Source organism: Bacillus sp. FAU20 (genome assembly GCF_056033865.1).
In genome coordinates, this window is the sequence record NZ_JBVYHY010000011.1 from 497,240 (window position 1) to 521,816 (window position 24,577).

A 24,577-nucleotide genomic window follows, 5' to 3' on the forward strand; every position below is an offset into this window, starting at 1 on the left:
ACCTCCAATTAATAATACCCCTGCTAAAGTTAAGCAGGGGAGTGGGAACTAATTTTTAACTAATTCATTTACTTTTTCAAGGACGAAAATGCCGCTATTTCTAATGTTTTCAACAACTTGTTGCAACACTTCTTTATTTTGAACGAGTGCAATACGTACGAAGCCTTCTCCGTGAGGTCCAAATGCATGACCAGGTGTAACAACGACATTTGCACGATCCATTAATGCATAAGCGAAGTCTAGAGAAGTCCATCCTTGTGGAATTTCAGCCCAGACAAACATACTACCAGCTGGCTTATCGACATTCCAGCCAAATGTTCGGAATCCATCGATTAGTGTATCTCTACGTTCTTGATAAATTTCACGGTTTTTCTCACAAAACGTAGCACCGTTTCTTAGTGCAGCACATGCCGCTTTTTGAATTGGTAAAAATACACCGTAATCGGTATTAGATTTAAATTGAGTAAGTGCACGAACAATTTCTTCGTTTCCAATCATATATCCAATACGGCTACCTGCTAAACTATAACTTTTTGACAAAGAATTGATTTCTACACCAACTTCTTTAGCACCAGGTACAGAGAGGAAGCTAATTGGCTTATTACCATCGAAATAAAATTCAGCATAAGCAAAATCATGGACAACGATAATATTATGCTTTTTCGCGAATGCGATTACTTCTTTAAAGAAATCTTCATGAGCTATTGCTGGAACGGGATTCCCTGGGAAGTTTAAAATCATCATCTTCGCTTGATCGGCAATTTCTTCAGGGATAACTTCTAAGTCTGGTAAGAAATCATTCTCTTTCGTTAAAGGCATGTAGTAAGATGTTGCACCAGCCATTTGAATACCTGTTTCATAAGCTGTATATCCTGGATCAGGAACTAATATAATATCACCTGGATTTGCATAAACCATAGGTAAATGAACGAGCCCGTCTTGTGAACCCATTAATAATAAAACTTCTTTATCCGCATTTAATAAAACGTTATGAGTGTTGTTGTAATATTCAGTTACAGCTTCGTGAAATTCTTGAATACCGGATAATGTATACCCGTAGCTCTCTTTTTCACTCGCTGTATGTACCATTGTTTCTCTTACAAAATCAGCGGGCGGCATATCAGGATTTCCGATGCTCAAATCAATCATGTTATGACCTGCTGCAATTTTTTCTTTTTTATAGGCTCCTAATTCACTAAATATAGAAGATTGGAATGCTTTCATTCTAGTTGCTAACGTGTAAGTCATCAAAACCCCTCCTAAAACAGTGCTTTCATTCTGCATTTTTAATTATTCTGAAAACACATGTTTATATTTTATCATTTTTTTATGAAAATTAAAACGATTGACAAATTTAGAGGAAGGATCAGCCTATTTTGAAAAGTATCGATGTAAATAGCGTAGATGTGTTAATTGAAATGTGTATTATATGATTCATTTTATATAACTTAAGGTATTTTCTAGTTTTTATTAAGCATATTTCTCATGTTTTGAATGAAAAAGAATACGAAAACAAGGGCTATTTTTGTGGACGATTTCTAAAGTGAAATAACGCAGAAAATATTTTCTGCGTCTCCTCTGAAATGTAATCATTTCTTTTTATATGTGCATAATTTTTCGGCTGTCAAAAAGTATACATTTAATGTACCGTCGGCAACTTTTAAAGTTTGGTCCGATGTAAATGAATTACCATAATCAATGTGATATACATTAGAATTTTTTACAAATGAGCCTTTATATAAATCGTCTTTATTCTTTGTTGTTTGCATTTCTACTAAATTTTGCACAATTTTCTCTTTATTTTCTTTTTTGACAACTGTTTCAAATTTATAATATACAGGACATTCACCTTTTTTATTGTCAACGACTTCCCAAGAACCGTATATATCGTTATTGCTGCATCCACTAAGTAGGATAATTAGTATAGGAATTGTAAGTAGAACCTTTTTCATTTTGTGCTCCTTTCTTTTAAATTTGAATAAACGTGCGAATGCGATAGGGATATTATAATAAATAAAGTTTAAATTTTTTTAAAGAATTATTTAATTTCATATAAAAATTTAGGAGAAATTAAATAAGCATGAATCTAGTGTAAAGTCAGATTCATGCTAGTGCTATAGCCTATGTTATGTCTTTTTTGAGGATAAATAAAGAGGAAAGCAGAATTACTATTCCATTTAATATATATACGCTTGCGATCATAAAGGCTAACGTACCTGCGCCAAATCCTGCTTTATCGAATATAGAAGCAAATGTTGCGATAGTCAAAAAGATAATGGGAGTCAGTAGTAAAAATATGAAACCTGCCACGATTCTTTTTTTTTAAACTATGTCCAGATAAGGAAATGGCTAAAAAGTTTAGGATGCTAAACAGAACAATTGCAAAGAGCAGGATAATAAATACTTCGATGCCATCAGACATTTTACCACTCCTTTTATAAAGAGTACTTTTTATAATCTATTCGAAATAAAAGGGGGATACTCCTTTAGGTAATTTCAATAAACGTAATAAATAGGCGTATTATAAAACAAAGAAGTATGGATTCAATATTAGATCCATACTTCTTTGTTTATTTTATAAATTCGCAGATTGCGAATGCTGTTTTTCATAATGTTTCTGCTTAGAAAGGGAAATAGAAATAATCAATAATGAAACGACTCCGAAGATGAGAACCATATATTGTAACCCAATTGTATCTAAGAAGAAGCCTGTGCCAAGTAAGACGATTTGGAACATAACCCTCTCAAACATATTACGGAATGAGAAGAGGCGACCGTGATAACTTTTTTCCACTTTCGTTTGGAAAATCGTCGACATAATAGGGAAGAAGCAGCCAACACTAAACCCAAATAAACCAAATGATGTAAGAGCCATCCATTTTATATCGCTAAAGAACAATGACAGATGTGCAAAAGCAGTACAAACTGCGAAGAAATATAGTAATTTTTCAGGTTTGAAATGATCAGATAGACGTTTAATTACGAAGGCACCTAACATAAATGCCACACCTTCAATTGTATATATGAACCCTTTAATCGTAGGATCATGTTGCATTTCGCTAATGTTAATAACCATTAAATTAAACCCAGCTATAAATAATAGAGGGATGATACTTAATATAAGTGCTGTAAAAGCAATAGGAATTCCTTTTAAAATACGAAATACTTCCATAAAGCTATTATCTTTTGCAGCTTGTTTACTTGGTGTTGTTGATTTCTTGTCTTCGAATTGTAGGAAGAAAGTCGAGAGGAATAATAAGGCGTATGCTGCCATTGAGAAGGCATACATGTACTGTAAACTCATCACAACTAAAAGAATTCCACCTAGTGAAGTACCTGCAATACGAGCAATTGTACCAACATTCATATGTACACCGTTCATTTGTAATAACTCATGCTCACGTACGATGAGTGGAATTACAGATTGTAATGCAGGGAAATAAAATGCTGCTGAAATTTGAAGAGCAACCATAAATGCAATCATAAATGCGATACTTTCAAATTGAATAGCAAAAAACATGAAAATAACACTTAAAACTCGACCAAATCCAGCGTAAAGAAGAACTTTTTTCTTTTCATACTGATCGATGACACGGCCAGCCATAGGTCCAACTAGAACACCGGCTAATAGTCCGATAAATAATATAACTGATTTCATGAAATCAGAAGGGACATATTTTTGCATAAATTCAAGGTTACCAAGAATACCAAGCCATAATCCTAGACCTGCAATAAACTCCCCAATTAGAACAATCCAAACGTTTTTATTACGCCACATAACATAAAACCTCTCCGTCTTTTAAAATGAAAAACTCGTATATAAAACCTCCTTATTTATGTATTATTTTCATACGAACTTTTTTAGAGTCAGAGTCTATATTACGTGTTTCATAATTGGATTTCAATCTTTTTGATTTGTCAAAAGTTTGATGTGTTAATTGATGAAATAAGTGAATCAAAACGTAAAAAATTTATGATTAAAGCTAATAGAAAGTAAAGGTACATATAAAAAAGCAAGAACGTATAACTACGCCTCGCTTTTCTCAAGTACAAAATTAAATATTAGATTCACTTAGCAACATTTACGCTCTTGTCCAATAGCTAAAACGCTAAAAGATAGTGGGCCAACAACTTCTGCGCTTGCACCACTAGTAAGGTTTTCTACAGTTAATGAATATTCGTGTGTTCCACTGCCAACGTTTTGATCTATAGCTTGAAATGTTTGTACGTACAATTGCTTTATTTGGAGAAAATGGGACTGCAAAAGTTGTTTCATCAGTTTTACTTACAGGATGAGTAGTTTGGACAAATACTAGAATATTTTAATAAAGTCGAAAACAAGTGTTGGAAAGAAGCAATTCACATAAAAGCATCAAGAATATATCCCAACTAAATGATATTTTTCTTAATGCTTTTTGTAATTAAGCAGAATATTCTTCTTTACGTACTTCAAAAAATTCATTACGTCGTAAGTAATTATAAATTTTCTCTGAAACCTCTTCTTCTTCAGACACTAAGAAACGATGATCAAAAGCGTAGAAAGATTGACCTTTAATTAATTTTACGTAATACATATTAAACGCCTCCTGACACTAGATTATTACTTGCTTCATATTATGATGGCCTATATGTCTGCTAAAAATACTTGGAGTTTCAAAGGGGATAAGTAAAGGGATAAAAGAGCTTACAATTCTGTAAGGTTTATGTCACCTTTTTCGATAGTTTGTATTTACCAATTTCTTCTATAATGCAAATAGGTTACATAAAATAAGGGGGTAAAAAGATGGATGAAATAATTGGAGAAGTTGTAGCTGGTATTTGTGAATTTGTAGTGGAAGTAACAGCAGATGCTATAGGAAGTTTAGTTTCCGGAAATGATGAGGAAAAAGAAACATTATAATAATTTGTAAAATAATAAAGTTAATCAAATTATAAAGGCTGATTTCTAAAGGGAATTCAGCTTTTTTATTTTTTACATTATATTAACTTAATTTGAATATTCATTTGTTATCATATTTAAGAAGCCTATATAAGGAGGTGAATAAACAAATATGTCGAATTCAGGGCCTGATTTATCTGTTTCTCGTTTGATTGTGGTAAATATAGAGGAAAAAGAATATCATTTTATTGTTCGTGAACATCCGATTGTAGGGAAATTTATTTCGCTATTTGAAAATGGAAAAGAATACGGTTTAATAGATAAACAAATCGCTAATAAAGATAAATTTATTACATCGGAGCTTACTAAGTTAGATTATTTTAATATAGATGTTTTATATCTTACACCTGGGTGGATATGGATTGGTATGGATCAATTCGGTTTACATGCTCGTGAGGCTACTTATAACGAAGTAGATGTTATTATGAAGTTGAAAGAGGATTTATATTATATAGATATATACGAAGAAATAAAAATGTAGTAAATATTTAGTCAGGTTAGGGGGCAAGTTCCCGTAGCCTTTTTTTGTTTAATGGAAGAACGTGTAATCATATTATTTTGATTATAAGGGAACATGATGAGAAGTGAGATGAAAAGAGGATTTGAAAATACATGAAGAGAATTGTAATAATTATATGAGTCGTATATGTAAATAACAATAGAAAGAAGATGATAATATGAGTAAAGAAGAGCTTGTGAAAAAACAGTTTGGCAGTAATGCAGATAAATATGTAAATAGTAAAATACATGCTAAAGGACTGGATTTACAATATGTAGTTCAACAAGTTGAGTCTCGTCATAATAATCGTCTTCTTGATGTTGCTACTGGTGGCGGGCATGTGGCAAATATGTTAGCACCTATGTTTGAAGAAGTAGTTGCACTTGATTTAACAGAACAGATGTTAGAAAAAGCAAAAGTTTTTATAAAGCAGAATGGTCATGAAAATGTATCATTTGTAGCAGGAAATGCAGAGAATTTACCATTTTCAGACCATTTTTTTGATACAATTACATGCCGGATTGCAGCCCATCATTTTACGAGTCCGGCTCAATTTATTTATGAAGTAAATCGTACGTTGGAGGATAATGGATTATTCATCTTAATAGATAATGTTTCGCCAGAAAATAATGAATATGATACATTTTATAATTTTATAGAAAAAAAGCGTGACCCAAGTCATGAACGAGCTCTAAAAAAGACAGAATGGCTTACTTTATTAGAAAAAAACGGTTTGCAAATGCAGTCATGTCTGACTTTTGATAAGAAGTTTGATTTTGACTGGTGGTGTAATATGATGGATGTCCCTGTACAAAAGCGTGAAAAGTTAACAGAATGTATGATGAAAGCACCAAACGAAATGAAGGGATATTTTAATATTCAATTTAAAAATAATAAAGTAGAATCGTTCTATACTGAAATGGCTATGTTTATATGTAAAAAAAGTACAACGTTAAAAAGATAAATGTGTTGCAGTCTTTCTGAAGTACGATATACTTAGTACAGAGAAACTGAGAATTGAGGAATAGTTATAATGATTCGTGTACGCATTGAAGGTACTGAGGAAGAAATGCTTGAATTTATGGGGAAAATGCCAGACATTCCTGGATTTGAAAAGACACATATGAGAGAGCCGAGAAAAGGAAATAACCCGAAATACGATTCAAGTAAAAATGTACTTGCATATTTGTCTTATAAAAAGATTGAAGTCGCCAATAAATAGGCGGCTTTTTTAGTTTGCGCTGTTTCACCGCCTTGTCTTTTTCACATAATAATAATAGTAGAGTATGCTCAAGAGGGGTGAGAATAGTTAATAAGAAAATTATCTTTTTTGGAGACTTTGGTATTGATGACGCCGTAGCGTTAATTTATGCAAATAAAACATGTAAATTAGATATTCTAGGTATTGTTGCTGAGTACGGGAATGTATCACGAGATATCGTTACGGAAAATGTTTATTTTTTGGAAAGGTACTATGCTACACAAGTGAAAATTATTGAAGGTGCGAGTAGACCGATGACAGCTGAAGAGCCTTTGTTTTTCCCTGAAATCCACGGGGACCACGGTTTAGGTCCTATTATTCCACCTGAGATGAGAATTTGTAAACGAGAAAATTTTTGTGAATTAATCAAATTAATCGAACCTTGTCCAGAAGATATTATAATTGTGGCGACAGGGAGACTAACGACGCTTGCTACGTTATTTTTATTGTATCCAAATATAATGGATCGTATTTGTTCGTATTATATAATGGGCGGCGCTTTCCTATTTCCAGGTAATGTTACACCAGTATCTGAAGCGAATTTTTATGGTGATCCAATTGCAGCAAATATTGTTATGAAATATGCGAAAAACGCTAGCATATACCCGTTAAATGTAACACAGGGCGCGCTTATTACACCTGAAATGGCCAATATAATAGATAAACAAGGAACTGGACAGGCGAAACTCATTAAACCAATGATTGATTTTTATTATGAGAATTTCTATAAAAAAGAATATCCGGGTATTGGTGGAAGTCCTATACACGATTTACTACCGTTTATCTCGTTTATAAATGACAGTATTTTCGAATATAAAAAATCGGCAGTGTGGATTAGTACGACAAATGATGTGACTAGGGGCCAAAGTGTAGCAGACTTTAGAAAAATAGCTGAGCCAACAAGGTTTGATGATCGGCCGATTCAAAGAATTGCTGTTGGTTTTAACTATGCAGCTTTTAAAGAAGAGTTTATGCGAACAATATTGAAGCCAGATTGTCCTTAATGTGTGTAATAACAAGTCGGATAAATCGTTAGTTCAAAAAAAGGTTTAATCTGTGTGTATTATTCTCAAAAATCTTAAAGTTGAACAACATGAATAACTTATGAAAAATGTCACATAACTAATGGTAAGCAATTGTTTCTAATTATATTTTGATTGGTGAAATGTAAAGGAGGTTATTATATGATTTGGTCTTTAATCGTCGGTGGTATATTAGGATGGCTTGCGAGCTTAATTACTGGAAAGGACGTACCTGGTGGTGTAATAGGTAATATTATTGCTGGTATTATCGGTTCTTGGGTTGGTTCGAAATTACTTGGTAGTTTTGGTCCAGTCATTGGCGGATATGCAATTATTCCAGCTTTAATCGGTGCGATTATTTTAATTTTTATCGTAAGCTTCTTATTACGAGCAATGCGAAAATGAATGTAAGGACTGTTTACATTTGTAAGCAGTCCTTTTTATATGTTATGCTAGTATTATACAATCAGGAGGTGTCAGCATTGAAAACATTTACAGTAAATTTCCATCAAGAAGATAATGCTAAAGCGACAACAGTACATAAATTAAGTGAAGAGGACTTTAACAAAGCAACAGAAAAAGGCACTCGTCATCTATTTGATTTAGATACAAACGTTGGATTCTTCGTATTCTTTGACGCAGAAGATGCAGAAGGAAACGATCAATACTTAATGTTACAGTACGAAGGTGATCATGAAGAGCCAACTGCGTGCTACGGATTTGATTTAAAACTATACTATCAATTTTTAGCACTGTACTTAAACGATCTTGAGTTCCAAGGTGAAACAGATGAGGAAGAGGAAGAATACGGTCCAATTCATCATTTAGCGCATTTACTTTATCATATTGTTGAAGATGGTAAAACGGTGGAAGTGTAATATACATATTTGAAGCTGCCCTTTTTGGGCAGCTTTTTTATATGACATTGGAATGGTGTACTGTGAGCTAAATAAGTGAAACTTTAATCAGTGGGGGTTTTGTTCATCCCCACTGATTATCAGCCCTCACCAATCGGGCTTTTACGGACAACAGGGCCCCCACCTAACTTCTTTGTTTCCGCTGAATTTTGAGGTGGGGATCTTACTGCCCGGCAAATAGCGGGATAAATTAATAATAGAAATGTATTTATTACTTTCATGTTAGCATCGTAAAACACCTGTTATAATGATTGTAATTAAATTCATGGAGGCTAATTCTATGCTTGTAGATGTAAAAGCTTTTATTAAAGCTGCAGGTTTAACATGTATTTCATCATTAAGTGGAGACAATACGTTTGCTTATAATTTTGAAACTGTAAAAAACACTATCGTTATATTTTTTAAGAAGCTAAGATTTACCGTTTAATTTCATTTCAACCAGTAGGAAAAGAATAATTATTTCCTACTGGTTTTTTTCTGTTTCAAGGAGCTGTTGTAACAGCATGTTTTAAGTATATAGATAGAGGATATTATCATTGAGAAGAGAAGCTTTAAATAAGGAGATGAATACGATGATTAACAATATAAATCCAAGTTTTTTAAATTATGGGAAAGTGACGATTTAGAATTAGAAGTCCTTAATCGATATTATACTTCGCATCCGGTTGGTTATCGAAATGAATAAAATACAATAGGGGGTAAAAGTGATGAAGGTATATTGGAAAATAGGTATGATATTCCTCACTTTTACATGCACATTTGCATTAGCAGCATGTAAAGGGACAGACGAAAGAAAGGAAACAAATCTAACCTCGGAAAATAATAAAAATGAACAAAGCAATTCTTCAGAAGAACAGAAAAATCCTGAAGCAAAACCAAGTAATGAAAAAACAACAAACCCATCACCTGAGTCAGATTCGAAAAATAGAACACTTAATCAAAAATCAATTAACCACGTTAAAGATTTGTTTGAACTCGCAAAAGAAGGAAAAGTACCTAATGTACCATTTGGAGCCCATACAGGGGATATTGAAGAAATTGAAAAAGCGTGGGGGAAAGCAAATAAAACCGAACAAGCAGGGAACGGAATGTACGCAACTTTTACAAATAAAAATGTTGTTTTCGGATTTAATAAAGGATCACAAGTTTTTGATGTACGCTCATATCATGCAGAACTAAAATCGATTACATTACAAGAAATTGTAAAAGCATTAGGAAAACCATCTTCAGTTAAAGAGAATGGTGAAGACAAAATATATGTATACAAAGTAAATAACCAGTATGAATTGAAATTTGTCATTCCAAAATCGACTGGTAAGGTAGATCATATTTCCGTATTTTCACCAGAGGATAGTATTAATAAAATGGCAGGATAAGAAATTAAGTGATTTCAAAAACACCTCACTTTCTTTAAGTGAGGTGTTTTTAGTTGTAAATAAGGAACGTCTCCTGTCATATGCGAAATACTTTTAGCATTCATCCAATAAGAAATGTTGATCTACTGAAAAAGTAGTAACCTATAAATTATGTGTAGGATGGTTCACGATTTTTTTACGTTCCAAATTTTGAACAAATAGCGCTTGAACAATACCTCCAATTAATAAGAAACTAGCACAAATATAAAACAGCATACTTCCATTTAACTTACTTAATAAAACTGCACCAATAACTGGTCCACACGTTCGAGATATATCCCAGTGTATACCGTAAATTGAAAAATATAAACCACGTTTATCATGAGGTGCAATTTCTGAAACGAATCGTAATAAATGGTTTAGAGCAATACTTTCTCCAATGACTAAAAAGAGTAAGGTGAAGAACAACGACAATATCGTCGTTGAATAACTAAAGCCAACTGCAGCTATTGTATAGCAGGCGTAAGAAATAAGGATGATTTTCGCCATAGAAAATCGTTCAGACCATTTTACGAGGAAGATTTGTAGAATGATTTCCAAAATGGCTTTGCATATTGAAATAAATGCGAGTATGAATACGAGATTAGTAAATACATGTTCTGCAAAAATACGATAATTCGTCTCAGTTTGGGCATAAAAAAAGCTAATAGGAAGTGTAGAAACCATAAGACCGAATATGGCATAATGTTTAAAAACAAATTGTTTTGGTGAACTTGCCTCAACTGTTTGTTTCGACTTACTTACAGGTGGAACGGTTTCTGGGAGCTGGGTCCAAACAACAACGGCATATATCGTAAGGGTTACACTTTGCACGATAAATAAATATTCTGGGTGAGTATTATAAAAAATTGCACCGATTAAAGGACCGACTACGGATCCAATTGCTCCCATCGTTTGTAGGAGAGCAAAAATCTCTGCTTGCTGCTCTTGTTTTGTTAAATCAGCAATTTGTGCACGCTGAGCTGGAATGTATAAGGAACGGCCAATACCATTAATGACATATAACAGTGCAAATATAAAAACGGATTGAGCGAAAACAAAACTACCGATTGCAACACCTTGTAGTAATAATCCGAGTAACATAATCTTTTTTCGACCATATTTATCAGTAATTCCTCCAGCAATAAGTGTAAATAAAATGTCTGAAAGTGGCTGTAAGCCGAAAATCAGCATAGTTATTATTACATTGCCGTTTAACATTTTATTGACGTAAATAATCATAATGAGAGCTAACATAGATTCAGTCGTTCGGGTTAATAATTCACCGCACAGTCTAATAAAAATAGGTTTATTGTAACGAAGTAAGAGATAATTCAATATTAATTCCTCCTTTCTATATTGAAATGATAAGATGAAAGGAGAGTTGGAAAAAGGGTAGAAAGAATAGGGAGTATTTTTCACCTTTTAGGGGGATTTTGATGTTTATTTTAGATCAATACATTGAACTATGGATTGCTTATGGAAAAGGAAAAAAAGAGGGAGAACGTTTGGAAGTAACAGTGCAAAATATATCTGAAACTTTATTTTGTACAGAGCGTAATAGTAAATTAATTATAAAAAAATTAGATGATTTAAATTGGATTAAGTGGTTTCCAGGTCGCGGTAGAGGAAATCGTTCTAAGTTAATATTTCAAAAGCACCCGATTTCTTTAATTTTAGATAGAGGAAAAGAAATAACGAAAAAAGGGGATGTGAAAAGCGGAAGCATATTTGTGGAACGCTATAGCTCGCATTTTCCATCGGTAAAGGGAGAATATCACTGCTGGGTGGATTCAATATTTGGTCATAAGGTTGAAATGACATCTGAAGGGAGAAGAGATGTACTCCGGTTGCAAGTACAAATGAATTTAGATATCACATTAGATCCTGTATACGCTACAATGCGCTCAGAATGCCATATGGTAAAACATATATTCGACACACTCGTGTATGTAGACGGTAATACAAACATTATAGAGCCAAGACTTGCATTTCGCTGGGAATATAATGACGCTAAAAAAATATGGACGTTTTACTTACGAAAAGGAGTTCACTTTCATAATGGAAAACAACTTACTGCACATGATGTTATATACTCGTTGAATCGATTTATGAAGCTGGAAAATAATGCACACGCATGGATGTTACAACACGTTGAAAGTATCCGTTCAGTGGATGACTACGTTTTCGAAATTCAATTACATACAGAAAATCGAATGTTTTTACATATGCTAAGTGCAGAACAGTGTTCTATCGTGAATGAAGATGAAGCAGGAGGGCTAATTGGAACAGGGCCTTTTCAATTATATAAAAGTAATGAAAATCTGTTCATTTTAGAAGGACATCCTTTATATTTTCGTGAAAGACCTTTTTTAGATCGTGTTGAGTTGTGGAATGTAGAACAAGGTGTAAGTACATACGATGTTTTAGTAAAGGCGCAGTATAAAGATAAAGAAAAACATAATAAAGAATTGTCTCGGCTTGAGTCGAACGTGACATATATAACATGTAATCTTACGAAAGAAGGACCAATGCAAGATGCGTTATTTCGGAAAGCGTTATACAACATCATTCATGGTTATACAATCGTTCAAGAACTCGGCGGAGAACGTGGAGAAGTGGCAAAAAAACTAATATTAGCAGGTGAAAGCATTGTAGAGATTGAGGAAGATGTAGAAAGTTTAATTAAAAGGAGTGCTTATCATAATGAAGTGCTACAACTCTACACATTTACAGAACGAGAACATGTTGAAGATGCACAGTGGATACAAAAAGAGTGTGCGAAATACGGGGTTCGTGTAGAAAATAATTTTCTTGATATAGAAGAGCTATTGGAAGTAAGTACGATACAAAAGGCCGATATGATGCATGATAGTGCCACAATTAGTGAACGAATAGAAGATAGTCTATTATATATGTTTCTTACAAAAAATAGTTTTATTCATGGACAAAGCAGCATGGACTTTCATGAAAAGTTGTCTCCTTATTTTAGACAAGAAGAATTAGAGAAAAGAGTTACACTGTTACGCGATATCGAGGATACTTTGTTACGTCAAATTCATATTATTCCTTTATATCGTAATAAACAAGAGGTAAGTACACATGAAAAAGTTCAAAATATAATGATTAATTCACAAGGTTGGATTGATTTTTATAATATTTGGTTTAAGTCTTGATATATAAGGGCTTTTGCACATTTTCATAAGGTGTGTAAGAGCCTTTTTTGTATGTAGGAATAGGTTTGTTTTACACATTGTTACGCTACTTGTGATAAAAGTTTATTTACAACGTAACAGTGTTATGTTACATTGTTATCAGGAAGGAGTGTTGTACAGTTGAGTACAGATTTAATTTCAAAAAAAGATTTATTAGAACTAACTGGTATTTCATACGGACAGTTATATAGGTGGAAAAGAAAAAATTTAATTCCGGAAGATTGGTTTGTACGAAAATCAACGTTTACAGGTCAAGAGACATTTTTTCCGAAAGAAAAGATATTAGAGCGTATCGATAAAATCCAAACGATGAAAGAGGATTTATCACTTGATGAACTAGCGAACATGTTTTCGCCGAGTGTGAGAGAAATTCTTTTAACAAAGGAAGACATTTTATGCAAGGGGATTGCATCAGAACCAGTTTTACAATTTTTCATAGAACAAACGAATAAAACAGCAGAGTTTCAATTTGTAGACATTCTTTATGTGTACATGTTAGAAGAATTACTACAATCAGGAGAGATTAGTTTAGAAGAAGGAAAAATGGTCTTGCAAGTTTTACGTGAAAATTATGAAGCAATTAAACATAAAACTTGTGATTTAATCATTGTCCGAAAGTTAGGGATTTCTATATGTTTATTAGTTTCAAACGTGGACGATTTAATTTTTGAAAAAGGCACCAAAATCGTTTTACGCGAAGCGATTATGAAATATACCGAAGCATTAAAAACTAAATTGTTGTAGTGGAGGAGAAAGTATGCGTACAGATAATTTGATTATAAATGGTTACGGTTCATCGAATGGTGGCGAGTTTCATAAAGTGCAATTAAACGGAAAAGGAACTGTGAATGGAAATGTTGAATGTGAGCAATTTGAATGTAACGGTTACGGTGCAGTTACTGGCGATTTGAAAAGTAGCAGTGCACGAATTAGCGGATCTGGTAAAGTTGATGGCACAGTTCAAGCTGAAACGATGCGAATTGATGGAAAAGCAACAATTACGCAAAATGTAAAAGCAAACAGTTTGAAAATTGCAGGAAAAGGTACAATAGGTGGAAATGTCACTGGTGAAGAATTTAAAGTCAATGGTCAAGCTACAATTGACGGTAATTGTGAAGTGGATACTTTTTCTTCAGAAGGACAATTTACAATCGGTGGTTTATTAAGCGCAGATGAAATTAATATAAATATTCACGGTACATGTCGAGCGAAAGAAATTGGTGGTCAAACGATTAAAGTAAGACATAGATCAGGTACATTTAGTAGACTATTTAAAACAGTGTTTGGCTTGCAGTTAGAAGCTGAACTATTAGAAGGTGACAATATCGATATTGATTATGCTCACATAAGAACGGTAAGAGGAAACAATGTTACAGTAGGAGCAAACTGTGAGATTGAACTGATTGAATATACTGGTGTTCTTACTGTTGATAAAAATGCAAATGTAAAAGAAATTAAGCAGGTTTAACGGAAGGGAGAAATCAGTATGGAACATCCACATAGTCTCACAGTAAATGGTTCTGGTAATTCAGCAGGCGGAGATTATAATAAAGTGAAGATTCGCGGTGAAGGAACAATTACGAATGATATGAGTTGCAATGAGTTTAAAACGTACGGAACGAGTGATGTACGCGGTAATGTAAAAGTGAAAAACTATGTCGTGTATGGAGATAACGAAGTACAAGGAAATGTAGATGCGGAATATGTAAAAGTATATGGTAATACACAAATTCATGGTGATGCTCATATTGAAAAAACAAAAGTTAGAGGTATGATAGATATTGAAGGAAAGTTTTCAGGTGATTTCGTAGATGTAAAAGGTGCTTTAAATGTAAAGGGAGATATTGAAGTAGAAGATTTATCATTAACTGGTGGTCTTGAAAGTGATGGATTACTTAATGCTGAAAATATTCAAATCTCACTTCGTTATGAAGGCAGTAAGGTAAGAGAAATTGGTGGTAAAAAAATTACCGTTCGTAAAAAAGCGAGATTTATTCCTTTTACTAGTCATGCTGGAAACCTCCAAACTTCGATTGTTGAAGGAGATGATATCTATTTAGAACATACGATTGCTGAAGTTGTAAGAGGCAACAACGTCACAATTGGTCCTGGATGTGAAATTAGTGTTGTAGAATATCATACTAGTTTTAATCAAAAAGGTAATGCAGTCGTAAAAGAACATAAACAAATATAAGTAGTATGAGGGAGAGCAAGAGATATGGTTGAGAAGAATAGTAAGCTCGGCTTTGTTGTGGCGGGCTTATTGCTAGGTATTTTAATGGCATCGATGGATAATACCATTGTCGTAACGGCGATGGGAACAATCGTTGGTGACTTAGGAGGCCTCGAAAACTTTGTATGGGTCGTTTCTGCCTATATGGTCGCAGAAATGGCAGGCATGCCGATTTTCGGTAAGCTATCAGATATGTATGGTAGAAAGAGATTCTTTATTTTCGGTTTAATCGTCTTTATGATTGGTTCGGCACTTTGTGGTACTGCTGAAAATATTACACAGTTAGGTATTTATCGTGCTATTCAAGGTATTGGCGGCGGGGCATTAGTGCCGATCGCGTTTACTATCGTTTTTGATATTTTCCCACCTGAAAAACGCGGGAAAATGGGTGGTTTATTTGGAGCTGTATTTGGATTATCTAGTATTTTCGGGCCATTACTTGGCGCATATATTACCGATTACATTAGCTGGCACTGGGTATTTTATATTAACTTACCACTTGGCATTTTAGCACTTATTTTTATTACATTCTTTTATAAAGAATCACGCGTTCATAGAAAGCAAAAAATTGATTGGTTTGGCGCAATTACTTTAGTTGGTGCAGTAGTTTCTTTAATGTTTGCGCTTGAACTAGGCGGACAAAAATATGATTGGGATTCTAGCTTTATTTTAAGTTTATTTGGTGGATTCGCTATTTTAATCATCGCATTCATTTTTATTGAACGAAAAGTAGAAGAACCAATTATTTCATTTGAGATGTTTAAACAGCGCTTATTCGGAATGAGTACAATTATTGCATTATGTTACGGGGCTGCATTTATGTCAGCAACTGTATACATTCCGTTATTCATTCAAGGTGTATACGGCGGGACTGCAACAAACTCAGGATTATTACTTTTACCGATGATGTTAGGGTCAGTCGTAACAGCGCAGTTAGGCGGATTTTTAACAACTAAGCTTAGCTACCGAAACATTATGATTATTTCTGCGGTTATTATGCTAATTGGATTATTCTTATTAAGCACGTTAACACCAGAAACAAGTCGTGCATTATTAACAGTTTATATGATTATTATCGGATTTGGAGTCGGTTTCTCATTCTCTGTACTAAGTATGGCAGCTATTCACAACTTCGGTATGGAACAGCGCGGGTCTGCGACTTCAACGAGTAACTTCATTCGTTCATTAGGAATGACACTAGGCATTACAATCTTCGGAATGATCCAAAGAACAGGTTTCCAAGATCAATTAGAAGAAGCGTTTAAAGGTATGAGCGGGGGAATGAATACAAAATTAGGGGATTCAAGAGCCATTTTATCAGAATCGGCAAGATCTCAAATCCCTCCGCAAATATTAGATAAGATTATTGACGCTCTTTCTAGTTCAATTGTTCAAACATTCATGTGGGCATTGGTACCAGCTGGATTAGCATTCATATTCATTTTCTTTATGGGAAATGAGCGTATGGTAATTAAGAAAGAACAAATGAATAAAAAGAGTGAAACATCAAAAGCGTAATGAAAAAGCTCCTTTCCAATTGGAAAGGAGCTTTTTCGTATGTACGGTGTTAGATTAGCCTTCGATAATTTCGTATTCTTCGTCTGCAAGTAATAAAATTTGCGTTTTCTTGCCTTTGTTTTGAACTTCGATTACATCGTATGCGCCTAAGTCTCTTACTTTGCTTTGAGAAGCGTTAACCATAACTTCAATAGAATCAATTAAGATATCTTCTTCAATATATGATTCAGGCAATGCCATATCTTCAGTATCTAATACACACGCATATAGATTTTGTAAATTTTCAGCAGTTGGGTTTTGTTCCTCAACATCAATGATATTTTTTACTGCATCCATATTTTCTTCTTTTGCTTGGTACACTTTAATTTTAGCCATAGTTTTAATCTCCTTTATAACGTAATCGTAGAGGCTACACCTTATTATAACGTTTTTTTTATGAAAGATGAAATTGTTATATGTATTTATAGTAAAAATTATGTGTCCTTACTCAAAATTGGTGTAATTTCCATATAAATGTACGAGTAGGTAACGATAATGTTACGTTAAAGTTATATTGTCCAAGCTTTTCTTATTTGCTACTCATATATATGTAGTAGCAATTCTATATAGAGAAGGGATGGAGTGTAAGTGGGTTGTGAACCGAAACGTGATTGTGGGTGTTGCCAAAATAGTATATGTGAGTTTTTACAAAGTCTAGAAGCGTATACTAAAGTTGAAAATATCATAATAGCAAGAAAGGAAATTGTTGTATCTTATTTTCTTTCATTTAATAAGAAAACAGGTATCGTATCATTCGTACAAGAAGACAATGAGGTTATATTTGTCGATTGTTCAAAGATTGATGCGATTCGAATAGGGAAAGTATGTAGTTGCAAAACAAAAGTTAAATATATTGAAGAGGACTTTAGCTTGCTAGGAAATGTGTGCCCGCAATGTTTAACAGAGGGTAGTACAATCTTTTTCGATTTTCATAATGTAGAATTAAATGTATCTTTACAAGCTAAAACAATAGATACACCTATATGTACTGAATTTACAGATGAACTTGGGAATGTAGTAAAGTAAGTTGCAATTGTAGGTAAAGCGATTGTTTCTAAGGACTTTGTTCAAGTACCTGAACTGTTAGATTTTCGATTAGTTTTATCCGATACTGCTGCGAACCCTTTAAAGTTTGGAATACTGTTCATTAATTTTCCTGATATTACATTCATTATTCTTTTCGCATCTAGTGGATACTTAAACATTTCAAATTGTTTAAAAGTAGAGAGTGGAACTGGTAATATCGAAATAGAAGAGTTGAAAAAAATGATAAGGGATGAGGTTAACACGTACAAGTCAGTTGTTAAATTGACTAAAGTATATAAAAATGGTGAAATGGAATCTTTTATTTCTAAGAAGGAGTTGTAACGCATTTTTTGATAAATCCTCATACATTATGTTGAGGGTTTATACATACACGATGTATATTCAAAAGTTTAAAAAGTGAGATACTCTTTTTTATTAGATGTTATAATAATTTTATATTTGTGAATAATTTATAATTATATAAAATTTTAGTTTAATAGTGCTTTCTTATATAACAAGCGGTTGAGTGAAAAATTATATAAGTTGATTCTTAAAGATTTAGAATACGATTGATTTTAAAGAAGGCGGGAATGTAAATGATATATGAAGCGAATATACATACAAGAAAAAAACTAGTTTCTATGTTTGAGGATTTCAATAACGTTGTTTTACTTTCTTATTTACAAGGGCATATGGGGACTGCTTGGGTAAATGATCTTGAAAATCCAACAGTAGCACAAGTTACGGTAGGAATTTTCACATTTTACGCTGGAGACCCAAATGTGCAAGAAACAGAAGAGTTATTACGTAATATTCCTGAAAGAATTTTAGTTATCTTAAATAGTGAAGAGTGGAAACAACGCTTAGAAACATTCCATGAAAGAAAAATAGATAAGTTTTTACGCTATAAGTTCAAACGAAATTCAGAAGGTTTTAATCGTTCAAAATTACAGTCTTTTATATCAATACTTCCAAAAGGATATGAGTTAAAAAGAATAGATGAGCATATCGCAAATAGCCCTACATTACATAAAATCTCTGAAGATTTTATAAGTCAATTTCAGTCGGTAGAAGATTATATAAACCGTGGTATAGGTTATAGCATTTTATATAACGGAGAAGTTGTATGTGGTGCATCCTCGTATAGTATTTATAATGATGGAATTGAAATTGAAGTTGCGACTGATCACAATCATAGAAGAAAAGGTTTGGCAACTGTAGTTAGTGCAGCTCTTATATTGGATTGCTTAGAAAATGGAAAGTATCCAAACTGGGACGCAGCGAATACTACATCTGCTAACCTAGCAGAAAAGTTAGGATATGTTTTTGATAAAGCGTATGATACTTATTTTGTGGATAATAGATAGTTACATACTAAAAAATAAATGCGCCCTAGTACGTAAGTCTAGGGCGCATTTATTAGTTGGTAAATATCTTCATAACAATCTTATCACATTTTATCTTTTGAATGTTTGGAATTAAAGATATTTATGTGACTTTTTGAAAAAATAAAAGAGCAGCTAGCAAAAGCTAACTGCTCTTCTCCAAGGGAGAATGGAGAAATACAATCATGTTACCTATAGTATTAACGGAACATTGAGTTTTAATCAACCATTTATAAAAGGAGAGATAAAATATCTTTGATTAATCCTTAGCTCCGATTAGGAGTACGGATAGAAAAGCAATTGAGAATATATTTTTTTATTACATTTACAATTTGAAGAGTAGAACGTGTTTATCGTAATTCTCCAAACACCAATTATATTTTTTTAGAATAATTGGATGGACTACTTCTTTCGTAGTATCGACTTCAGTATAGCCATATTTCTTATAAAAGTTTTCTAATTCCTCAAAAGGAAGACAATATACATCTTGTGTTTGTGATTTTTTCGCAGTTTCTACTAAAAATGAAACAAGCTCACCAGCTAATTGTAGCCCTCTAAATTGAGGCAGAATAAAAATCCCGCCCATTTCTAAAGTATCTTCATCTATTTGGACTAATCGGCCAACACCTGCATACTCGTTGTTATATGTAATAATTGCAACTTTATCTCTCTTTAAATCACTTCGTACAAATCCTATTGATTCATATTGACTATTAATCCATTTTAAATCGTTAGATGTAGCTAGTTGAATACTCATATACATCCTCCTTCCGAATACTAGCGCTCTCTTCATTATATAGAACATAAGATACTATATCAAAGGAACCTTGAGATAGCACATTTGTTTAAGTTATTAGTTAAAAGTGTGGGGTTGCTGGCATTGAAATGTAGGCTTCACCAAATATAGGATAATAATGTTGTGAATTTAGTGTTACATAGTCAAAATAAAAAATAGTTCATGTGTTCGATAACGCACGATTTTTTTAGTGTAGAGAAAATCATAGGGATATTTTAATTAGTAGCTACTGTATTCATTGAAGCTATTAAGGAAATGTGGTAATCGCCAGCCTTAGTGATACAAATCATATTAGGATTTAGTAAAAAAACTCTTCCTGAAAAAGAGGGAGATTAAAGATAAGAGCACTTCGAAAAGTGCCCTTCAGTAACGACTACTCATTCTAAAAATATTATATGAAGTTAAGTGTATTTAAGTATGGGTCTTTTATATAAATGTGAAATAAAAGATGGTTGTCTTCTTGTTAGAAGGCTATTTTTTGTTATTACAAAAAAGAATTAGAAGTAAAATATAAATTCAAGTTACTTGTCCAAACAAATTATTAAAAAATACATAAAATGCTAGTAGTTAGCCAATATTTTAATATTCGCTAATTTTTTAGTTTAAAAGGGGTGATTTTATGTGTGATTGTGAAGTTTGTAGACGAAAGAAAAACCGGGATCCATTAAATCGGGATTCTGAACGAAAAAAAGTGGATTCTGAGCCAATAAAAAAGGATTGTGAACCAAAAAAACAGGTTTCTGAGCCAATAAATCAGGATCCCGAATCAGTAAATTCTTATTCATATAGTAAAAATGCAAATTTTTTAGAAGAAGCTATACAAACAGATGAAATCGATCAAGTTTCTGAGGAATATATTGAAATAGTAGATTCAGCAGATGTACAAGTTACTACTACAGATACAAAAGCTGCGCTATCCATCCAAGCTGCGTTACAAGCAACGTGATTGTGGTTGTAGTAAGTATTTCTATAGCAGATAGTGAAAAGGCAGATAAAATAACACAAGAATTGTTTCAAAAATCATCTATTAAACAAATTAATAGACAAAAAACATTTATTAAAAATTCCAGAAACGTAACCGTAACAACTACTGATACAGATATTGCAGTGAATATTCAAATTCTCCTTCAAATTTTATTAGCGTTACTAGTTAAACTAAACATTTTATAAAGTGTCTATCCCATTTATATTTAGCTATAATGGTTCACTCAAAGTAAATATTTTTTTGTTGTAATATGTGGTACAAGCTTGGACTTCTTATTATGACTAAATTAAAATTCAAGATTGATGGGAAGGTAAGTGGGGATAACTATACAATAGCAAAGGTGAACTTATTATTTAACAGTAATTAAAACTTATATATGTTAAGTAACGGGAGGCTGTCTTCGCATTAGAAGACAGCCTTTTGATTTCATTAGTAAAAAGAAGGGAAAATAGAAGATTAAGTTACTTGTCCAAGCAATTGTTATTTAAATACATATAATGCTGGTAGTTATTTGAAATTTTTATAGAAAACTGATAGGAGTGAACATTGTAAATGGATGATTTAAATAAATTTTCTTCCTTTAAGTTTGATAAAGATCAAAAGAATATAATTATAGACCTTTTACTCTCAGATATTTTTAATAGGCATGGGATAAATGAAGAAAAACTAAAAAATTTATCGCCAGAAAAAAAAGCAGCAAATTAAAAGTATTATTTCTGAAATACAATCACAGGTTAATAATTATTTAGATTGAAAGGGGGTGAACTTATGGAAAAAACATGTCATTCAGATGGAAATAAAAAGTGGAGTGCATTAGATTCTTCAAATCCTCATCCGTCTTTTAAAAATGCTAGCGTTTCAGAAGCAGCTGCGCAAGAAAGTAAAACTTATCAAATTTCTGAAGAATCTATTACAATAGTTGATTCAGCAGATGTAGAAGTTACTACTACTGATACAAAAGCTGCGTTATCTATTCAAGCAGCTTTACAAGCAGCTATTGTGGTTATAATAAGTATTTCTATAGCAGATAGTGAAAAAGCTGATCGTGTAGCACAAGAATTGTTTCAAAAATCATCTATTAAACAAATTAATAAACAAGAAACTGTTATTAGAAATTCTAGAAATGTTACAGTTACGACTACGGATACAGACATAGCAGTAAATGTTCAAATTCTTCTCTAAATTTTATTAGCTTTACTAATTAAAATTAAATATTTTATAAAATGTTTAACATGTTTTTTTATATAGTGATTCTTACAGGTGAATATAGTACAGGCTATAAATATTAATCATTAACATCGCGCAAAATAATAATGAGAACAATGTGATGGGAAATAAAGATTGGTGCTGTTTTTATGGAAATTTAAAAGCCATTTCCTTTATTGGATGTGGCTTTTAAATTTTTAAACAGTATAAATTCGAAAAGATTATATTAAGATAAAGAATTAAAATATGATGTTACAAAATACTTATAAAATTATTCGTGTTATTGAAAAATGATAAGAAAAAGGTGTTTAAAATAGAACCATTTTCATTAATAGTTCAAGTTTTGAAGAATAGTGCATACAATATAAAGTGTTTTCCTTTCTTCATTTAAGTTTTCACGTATATAATTTAAAAGTACTATTTTTATTTTATTATTTTATATTTATAACAGAATAGAGGTTTAAAAATGGGTGTTAAAATCATTACGGATAGTGCGGCGGATTTACCAGTAGACTTGCTGCAAGCATATGATATTGATTTAATTCCACTCCGTGTATATGATGAAGTAGAAACAGAGTATTTAGATGGAGTAACATTAGAGTCAGTTACATTACTGCAAAAAATGAGAGAAGGCGCTGTTTATAAAACGTCATTGCCTTCACTTGAAACTTTCCAAGAAAAATTTGTTTCTTATGCAAAAGAAGGTAATCCTTGTATATATTTAGCTTTTTCATCTGAACTGTCTGGTACATATCAATCATCAGTTGTCATTAAAGAGGAAGTAAAAGAAACATATGCAGATTTAGATTTAGAAATTATTGATACGAAATGTGCTTCGCTTGGTCAAGGGCTTGTCGTATTAGAAGCTGCTAAAATGGCAAAAAACGGCGCATCAAAAGAAGACATATTAAACCGTGTCGCTTTTCTAATGAACCATATGGAACATATCTTCACTGTAGCTGACTTACAGTACCTTGTTAGAGGCGGACGCTTAAGTAAAGTAGCAGGATTTATCGGTGGTTTATTAAACATTAAGCCGATTTTGAACGTGGAAGAAGGAAAACTTGTCCCACTTGAAAAGGTACGAGGGAAAAAGAAAGTATTAAGCCGTATTGTTGATATTATGGAAGAGCGTGGTAAAGACCTTAAAGGTCAAACAATCGGTATGACTCACGGTGACGATTTAGAAACAGCTGAAGCATTAAAAGCATTAATTACGGAAAGATTTGGCTGTGAAGTATTTATCGTAAATACAATTGGTGCAGCAATCGGTGCACATACAGGTCCTGGCGTTATAACGTTATTTTTCTTAAATGAAGTAGAGTAAAGGATTGATCTTTTGATCAATCCTTTTTTATTTTTTAATCTGGTGATAATCGGTCGATATGGTATGGATGAAGATGAAACCTTTGAAGTTAGCCTATCAAATGCAATCCTGTAGAGGGATTATTTTTTATATGTGAAATGATACTTTATGGTAGAAGAAAAGATATAAATAAGAATGCATTTATAGGAATCTGAATATTTAAGGATATCGAAATTTTTTTATTTCATATATAATTGTGTAGGAAGAAATATCTGTAACTATTTGTAAAAATAGGAGGCGGCTATAAAAATGTAAGAAATTGCTAGATGGGATTTAAATCGATTGTATTTGAATGAGGATATTCTATTTCCGATTTTAGAGTTGAAAGAGCAATATTTTGTAACAAAAGATGTAGAGGTTCTTTCAAAGCTTATACAAGCTATTGAAAAAGCAGAATACTATTTGTATTGTCAATGGGTTGAAGAAAGTGTTTCATCTGACCTTACTAAATTGAATGTGAAAGTGAAGGAACTAAAAAGTGAAGTACAGCAAATAATAAAACATAGTGAAGTAGAAACTTCCGATAATATTAATATTAAGTTTATAAAAAATGAACTTAGTGCGTGGGGAAGATATGTACATACAATTACGGGATAGGATAGAAATAGACAGACACAATAATAAACAATTATCCTTTGGACAAGCAAATAATATTTGAAGCGGCGCACGAAAAACGCGAAAGCGTTTCACGATAAATGCGAAAACCGTACTTTGATACATGGCAGTGGTGGTTAAACACCCGGTTTCATAACTGAACGAAGTAGATGTACATAACA

Annotated in this window: 23 protein-coding genes and 6 pseudogenes; 20 read left to right on the forward strand and 9 right to left on the reverse strand. The window is 32.6% G+C overall.

What is annotated here, in order from left to right:
- Positions 1 to 48: 48 nt before the first annotated feature.
- The 6 genes and pseudogenes from AC0OM3_RS10940 to AC0OM3_RS10965 all read right to left on the reverse strand — a co-directional run bounded on the left by AC0OM3_RS10940 (position 49) and on the right by AC0OM3_RS10965 (position 4,574).
- Positions 49 to 1,248 carry an LL-diaminopimelate aminotransferase gene (locus AC0OM3_RS10940; RefSeq protein WP_000222707.1) on the reverse strand — a complete coding sequence of 400 codons (1,200 nt, stop codon included), beginning with the start codon at positions 1,246 to 1,248 and terminating at the stop codon, positions 49 to 51.
- Positions 1,249 to 1,589: 341 nt separating this feature from the next.
- On the reverse strand, positions 1,590 to 1,952 hold the full coding sequence (locus tag AC0OM3_RS10945) for a hypothetical protein (protein WP_000757018.1): 363 nt from the start codon (positions 1,950 to 1,952) through the stop codon (positions 1,590 to 1,592).
- A gap of 169 nt (positions 1,953 to 2,121) precedes the next feature.
- Positions 2,122 to 2,422: pseudogene (locus AC0OM3_RS10950) on the reverse strand (hypothetical protein).
- Between the two features lie 153 nt (positions 2,423 to 2,575).
- On the reverse strand, positions 2,576 to 3,778 hold the full coding sequence (locus tag AC0OM3_RS10955) for an MFS transporter (RefSeq protein WP_000269261.1): 1,203 nt from the start codon (positions 3,776 to 3,778) through the stop codon (positions 2,576 to 2,578).
- A gap of 294 nt (positions 3,779 to 4,072) precedes the next feature.
- Positions 4,073 to 4,240 (reverse strand): annotated as a pseudogene (gene exsC / locus AC0OM3_RS10960) (exosporium protein ExsC); the annotation flags it as partial.
- A gap of 181 nt (positions 4,241 to 4,421) precedes the next feature.
- Complete coding sequence (locus AC0OM3_RS10965; protein ID WP_000291905.1) at positions 4,422 to 4,574, reverse strand: YqbF domain-containing protein; 153 nt, start codon at positions 4,572 to 4,574, stop codon at positions 4,422 to 4,424.
- Positions 4,575 to 5,051: 477 nt separating this feature from the next.
- On the opposite strand from AC0OM3_RS10965, the gene AC0OM3_RS10970 reads away from it, so the two are divergent.
- The 8 genes from AC0OM3_RS10970 to AC0OM3_RS11005 all read left to right on the forward strand — a co-directional run bounded on the left by AC0OM3_RS10970 (position 5,052) and on the right by AC0OM3_RS11005 (position 10,014).
- On the forward strand, positions 5,052 to 5,420 hold the full coding sequence (locus AC0OM3_RS10970) for a hypothetical protein (RefSeq protein ID WP_000071478.1): 369 nt from the start codon (positions 5,052 to 5,054) through the stop codon (positions 5,418 to 5,420).
- 196 nt (positions 5,421 to 5,616) lie between these two features.
- The gene (locus AC0OM3_RS10975; RefSeq protein ID WP_000031308.1) at positions 5,617 to 6,402 is read left to right on the forward strand and encodes a class I SAM-dependent methyltransferase; all 786 of its coding nucleotides are present in this window, start codon (positions 5,617 to 5,619) and stop codon (positions 6,400 to 6,402) included.
- A 69-nt stretch (positions 6,403 to 6,471) separates the two neighbouring features.
- On the forward strand, positions 6,472 to 6,660 hold the full coding sequence (locus tag AC0OM3_RS10980; protein ID WP_000621885.1) for a DUF3970 family protein: 189 nt from the start codon (positions 6,472 to 6,474) through the stop codon (positions 6,658 to 6,660).
- Between the two features lie 77 nt (positions 6,661 to 6,737).
- Positions 6,738 to 7,703: a nucleoside hydrolase gene (locus tag AC0OM3_RS10985; protein WP_001223681.1), complete on the forward strand. Its 966-nt coding sequence runs from the start codon at positions 6,738 to 6,740 to the stop codon at positions 7,701 to 7,703.
- A gap of 180 nt (positions 7,704 to 7,883) precedes the next feature.
- Positions 7,884 to 8,126 carry a GlsB/YeaQ/YmgE family stress response membrane protein gene (locus AC0OM3_RS10990; protein WP_000638306.1) on the forward strand — a complete coding sequence of 81 codons (243 nt, stop codon included), beginning with the start codon at positions 7,884 to 7,886 and terminating at the stop codon, positions 8,124 to 8,126.
- A 77-nt stretch (positions 8,127 to 8,203) separates the two neighbouring features.
- On the forward strand, positions 8,204 to 8,599 hold the full coding sequence (locus AC0OM3_RS10995) for a hypothetical protein (protein WP_000847589.1): 396 nt from the start codon (positions 8,204 to 8,206) through the stop codon (positions 8,597 to 8,599).
- Between the two features lie 319 nt (positions 8,600 to 8,918).
- Positions 8,919 to 9,065 carry a hypothetical protein gene (locus AC0OM3_RS11000; RefSeq protein ID WP_000959549.1) on the forward strand — a complete coding sequence of 49 codons (147 nt, stop codon included), beginning with the start codon at positions 8,919 to 8,921 and terminating at the stop codon, positions 9,063 to 9,065.
- A 280-nt stretch (positions 9,066 to 9,345) separates the two neighbouring features.
- The gene (locus tag AC0OM3_RS11005) at positions 9,346 to 10,014 is read left to right on the forward strand and encodes a YjgB family protein (RefSeq protein ID WP_000870490.1); all 669 of its coding nucleotides are present in this window, start codon (positions 9,346 to 9,348) and stop codon (positions 10,012 to 10,014) included.
- A 141-nt stretch (positions 10,015 to 10,155) separates the two neighbouring features.
- On the opposite strand, the gene AC0OM3_RS11010 is transcribed toward AC0OM3_RS11005, so the two are convergent.
- Positions 10,156 to 11,370 (reverse strand): MDR family MFS transporter, encoded by a 1,215-nt coding sequence (locus AC0OM3_RS11010; RefSeq protein WP_474211775.1) that lies wholly within the window; start codon positions 11,368 to 11,370, stop codon positions 10,156 to 10,158.
- Positions 11,371 to 11,471: 101 nt separating this feature from the next.
- Here AC0OM3_RS11010 and AC0OM3_RS11015 point away from each other — a divergent pair, with 101 nt between their 5' ends.
- The 5 genes from AC0OM3_RS11015 (at position 11,472) to AC0OM3_RS11035 (ending at position 16,998) form a co-directional block, all read left to right on the forward strand.
- Positions 11,472 to 13,208 (forward strand): ABC transporter substrate-binding protein, encoded by a 1,737-nt coding sequence (locus AC0OM3_RS11015; RefSeq protein WP_474211776.1) that lies wholly within the window; start codon positions 11,472 to 11,474, stop codon positions 13,206 to 13,208.
- A gap of 159 nt (positions 13,209 to 13,367) precedes the next feature.
- Positions 13,368 to 13,991: a YhbD family protein gene (locus AC0OM3_RS11020; protein WP_474211778.1), complete on the forward strand. Its 624-nt coding sequence runs from the start codon at positions 13,368 to 13,370 to the stop codon at positions 13,989 to 13,991.
- A gap of 13 nt (positions 13,992 to 14,004) precedes the next feature.
- Complete coding sequence (locus AC0OM3_RS11025; RefSeq protein WP_001258385.1) at positions 14,005 to 14,715, forward strand: bactofilin family protein; 711 nt, start codon at positions 14,005 to 14,007, stop codon at positions 14,713 to 14,715.
- A gap of 18 nt (positions 14,716 to 14,733) precedes the next feature.
- Positions 14,734 to 15,441 carry a polymer-forming cytoskeletal protein gene (locus AC0OM3_RS11030; RefSeq protein WP_000400908.1) on the forward strand — a complete coding sequence of 236 codons (708 nt, stop codon included), beginning with the start codon at positions 14,734 to 14,736 and terminating at the stop codon, positions 15,439 to 15,441.
- 24 nt (positions 15,442 to 15,465) lie between these two features.
- The gene (locus tag AC0OM3_RS11035) at positions 15,466 to 16,998 is read left to right on the forward strand and encodes an MDR family MFS transporter (protein ID WP_000229654.1); all 1,533 of its coding nucleotides are present in this window, start codon (positions 15,466 to 15,468) and stop codon (positions 16,996 to 16,998) included.
- A 54-nt stretch (positions 16,999 to 17,052) separates the two neighbouring features.
- Here AC0OM3_RS11035 and AC0OM3_RS11040 read toward each other — a convergent pair whose 3' ends face one another.
- A complete protein-coding gene (locus tag AC0OM3_RS11040) occupies positions 17,053 to 17,373 on the reverse strand; it encodes a hypothetical protein (protein ID WP_001062727.1) in 321 nt (106 codons plus the stop codon).
- A gap of 252 nt (positions 17,374 to 17,625) precedes the next feature.
- Between AC0OM3_RS11040 and AC0OM3_RS11045 the strand changes: the two are divergent.
- Both AC0OM3_RS11045 and AC0OM3_RS11050 read left to right on the forward strand, forming a co-directional pair.
- Positions 17,626 to 18,405 (forward strand): annotated as a pseudogene (locus AC0OM3_RS11045) (BC_2878 family exosporium-associated protein).
- Between the two features lie 254 nt (positions 18,406 to 18,659).
- Positions 18,660 to 19,430 carry a GNAT family N-acetyltransferase gene (locus tag AC0OM3_RS11050; protein ID WP_000638738.1) on the forward strand — a complete coding sequence of 257 codons (771 nt, stop codon included), beginning with the start codon at positions 18,660 to 18,662 and terminating at the stop codon, positions 19,428 to 19,430.
- Between the two features lie 343 nt (positions 19,431 to 19,773).
- Here AC0OM3_RS11050 and AC0OM3_RS11055 read toward each other — a convergent pair whose 3' ends face one another.
- Entirely contained in the window at positions 19,774 to 20,205 is a 432-nt protein-coding gene (locus AC0OM3_RS11055; RefSeq protein WP_474211782.1) for a GNAT family N-acetyltransferase, read from the reverse strand.
- Positions 20,206 to 20,863: 658 nt separating this feature from the next.
- On the opposite strand from AC0OM3_RS11055, the pseudogene AC0OM3_RS11060 reads away from it, so the two are divergent.
- From AC0OM3_RS11060 to AC0OM3_RS11080, 5 genes and pseudogenes are all read left to right on the forward strand, one after another.
- Positions 20,864 to 21,414, forward strand: a pseudogene (locus AC0OM3_RS11060) (spore coat protein).
- Positions 21,415 to 21,781: 367 nt separating this feature from the next.
- A pseudogene (locus AC0OM3_RS11065) lies at positions 21,782 to 21,983 on the forward strand (spore coat protein).
- A gap of 14 nt (positions 21,984 to 21,997) precedes the next feature.
- On the forward strand, positions 21,998 to 22,411 hold the full coding sequence (locus AC0OM3_RS11070) for a spore coat protein (RefSeq protein ID WP_474211784.1): 414 nt from the start codon (positions 21,998 to 22,000) through the stop codon (positions 22,409 to 22,411).
- 490 nt (positions 22,412 to 22,901) lie between these two features.
- Positions 22,902 to 23,762, forward strand: a complete 861-nt coding sequence (locus AC0OM3_RS11075) for a DegV family protein (protein WP_474211786.1) — start codon at positions 22,902 to 22,904, stop codon at positions 23,760 to 23,762.
- 297 nt (positions 23,763 to 24,059) lie between these two features.
- Positions 24,060 to 24,456, forward strand: a pseudogene (locus tag AC0OM3_RS11080) (M3 family metallopeptidase); the annotation flags it as partial.
- Between the last annotated feature and the right edge of the window lie 121 nt (positions 24,457 to 24,577).

Excerpts from the sequence above, each read along its gene's own strand:
- AC0OM3_RS10940 (WP_000222707.1), bottom strand. The coding sequence starts at position 1,248 with ATGACTTACACGTTAGCAACTAGAATGAAAGCATTCCAATCTTCTATA.
- AC0OM3_RS10945 (WP_000757018.1), bottom strand. The coding sequence starts at position 1,952 with ATGAAAAAGGTTCTACTTACAATTCCTATACTAATTATCCTACTTAGT.
- AC0OM3_RS10955 (WP_000269261.1), bottom strand. The coding sequence starts at position 3,778 with ATGTGGCGTAATAAAAACGTTTGGATTGTTCTAATTGGGGAGTTTATT.
- AC0OM3_RS10965 (WP_000291905.1), bottom strand. The coding sequence starts at position 4,574 with ATGTATTACGTAAAATTAATTAAAGGTCAATCTTTCTACGCTTTTGAT.
- AC0OM3_RS10970 (WP_000071478.1), top strand. The coding sequence starts at position 5,052 with ATGTCGAATTCAGGGCCTGATTTATCTGTTTCTCGTTTGATTGTGGTA.
- AC0OM3_RS10975 (WP_000031308.1), top strand. The coding sequence starts at position 5,617 with ATGAGTAAAGAAGAGCTTGTGAAAAAACAGTTTGGCAGTAATGCAGAT.
- AC0OM3_RS10980 (WP_000621885.1), top strand. The coding sequence starts at position 6,472 with ATGATTCGTGTACGCATTGAAGGTACTGAGGAAGAAATGCTTGAATTT.
- AC0OM3_RS10990 (WP_000638306.1), top strand. The coding sequence starts at position 7,884 with ATGATTTGGTCTTTAATCGTCGGTGGTATATTAGGATGGCTTGCGAGC.
- AC0OM3_RS11000 (WP_000959549.1), top strand. The coding sequence starts at position 8,919 with ATGCTTGTAGATGTAAAAGCTTTTATTAAAGCTGCAGGTTTAACATGT.
- AC0OM3_RS11005 (WP_000870490.1), top strand. The coding sequence starts at position 9,346 with ATGAAGGTATATTGGAAAATAGGTATGATATTCCTCACTTTTACATGC.
- AC0OM3_RS11015 (WP_474211776.1), top strand. The coding sequence starts at position 11,472 with ATGTTTATTTTAGATCAATACATTGAACTATGGATTGCTTATGGAAAA.
- AC0OM3_RS11025 (WP_001258385.1), top strand. The coding sequence starts at position 14,005 with ATGCGTACAGATAATTTGATTATAAATGGTTACGGTTCATCGAATGGT.
- AC0OM3_RS11030 (WP_000400908.1), top strand. The coding sequence starts at position 14,734 with ATGGAACATCCACATAGTCTCACAGTAAATGGTTCTGGTAATTCAGCA.
- AC0OM3_RS11035 (WP_000229654.1), top strand. The coding sequence starts at position 15,466 with ATGGTTGAGAAGAATAGTAAGCTCGGCTTTGTTGTGGCGGGCTTATTG.
- AC0OM3_RS11040 (WP_001062727.1), bottom strand. The coding sequence starts at position 17,373 with ATGGCTAAAATTAAAGTGTACCAAGCAAAAGAAGAAAATATGGATGCA.
- AC0OM3_RS11050 (WP_000638738.1), top strand. The coding sequence starts at position 18,660 with ATGATATATGAAGCGAATATACATACAAGAAAAAAACTAGTTTCTATG.
- AC0OM3_RS11055 (WP_474211782.1), bottom strand. The coding sequence starts at position 20,205 with ATGAGTATTCAACTAGCTACATCTAACGATTTAAAATGGATTAATAGT.
- AC0OM3_RS11070 (WP_474211784.1), top strand. The coding sequence starts at position 21,998 with ATGGAAAAAACATGTCATTCAGATGGAAATAAAAAGTGGAGTGCATTA.
- AC0OM3_RS11075 (WP_474211786.1), top strand. The coding sequence starts at position 22,902 with ATGGGTGTTAAAATCATTACGGATAGTGCGGCGGATTTACCAGTAGAC.